The organism is Streptomyces sp. NTD91 (genome assembly GCF_059510455.1).
In genome coordinates, this window is the sequence record NZ_JCAJZW010000128.1 from 1 (window position 1) to 1176 (window position 1176).

A 1176-nucleotide genomic window follows, 5' to 3' on the forward strand; every position below is an offset into this window, starting at 1 on the left:
GTCGGGATCCCCTCGGTTTGCTCACCCGGCTGGATCGGCTCGGTTGTGCCACTGACGATCACCGATTACGCCTGGGCCGTGGTCTTCTGCTTGAGGCGTTCGTAGGGTGTCTGGCCGCCGAGGCCGCCGAAGGCCGCCGTGGGGGCGATGGTAGTTGTAGTAGTCCTCCCACTCGCGCAGCTTGTCGTTGAAGACCTGGGCGTCGTCGATGATGACGCCGTCCAGGAGCCGGTAGAACTCTTCGGCGTCGATGCGATGGGAGCGTTCGACCTTGCCGTTCAGGCGTGGGGTGCGGGGCTTGATGTAGGTGTGGGCGATGCCCTTGTCGAGCGCGTGCCAGTGGAAGGCGGACTGGAACTCGGCGCCGTTGTCGGTCTGGATGACCTCGACCTGAAATGGCAGACGCTGCAGCACGTAGTCGAGGAACTGGACGGCGGTGGCCTGGTTCAGCGTCGGATAGATCCGTAGGACGCGCAGGCGGGTGCAGTCGTCGATCGCGGTGAACTGGAAGTACTTGTTGCGGCCGCCGCGCCGGCCCTGTGGCATCGAGTCACGTAGTGGGCCAGTGTCAGGCGGCCCGCATAGGCATTGGAGTCGGCGTAGAACAGGGGCGGTTCGGGGCGGGTGAACGTGAACCGGTCCCAGAAGCCGACCAGGCCCTCGCAGCGGGGCGAGGCGATGCCCGCCCGGTAATAGTCCTGCCGCTCTCAACGTCCACACCGCTTCGAGCAGGAAGGGCCGCTCAACTGGGCGACGACGCAGATGGGGTCGGCAATCGGCCGGGCTCTCGCTCAGCAGCGTCCGTGGCGGCGCTCGGCCCGGTTGCGGGGCGGGAGCGGTCGGGCGGCCTCGGCCCGCTCCTCCTGCTCGCGCACCCGGCGCTCGTAGTCCTGGCGGGCGCCGATCTCGGCAGCGGTGCGGCGCGTGAGCGTCGGGGCGGCCCAGGTGCCGATCGCCCAGGCGACGATAGCGGGCAGGACGGGTGCGAGGAGCAGCAGCGTCCAGCGGCCGCCTGCGGCCCAGGCGGCGTTCCTGCGCTGGCGGGAACGGTGCTCCCGCCATGCCTGTTCGGGGGTGGGGATCTCCGCCGGTGCGCGCCGAGTGCGCACGAAACCCGCGACGAGGCTGAGCAGGCAGGCGACCGCCGTCACCGCGTACACCGCGGTACGTGCGGAG

The 1176-nt window shown here is 69.6% G+C and carries 2 pseudogenes; both read right to left on the reverse strand.

Annotated elements, in window-relative coordinates:
• Positions 1-65 precede the first annotated feature (65 nt).
• Positions 66-540, reverse strand: a pseudogene (locus AC5WRT_RS38865) (integrase core domain-containing protein); the annotation flags it as partial.
• A gap of 251 nt (positions 541-791) precedes the next feature.
• Positions 792-1176: pseudogene (locus tag AC5WRT_RS38870) on the reverse strand (hypothetical protein); the annotation flags it as partial.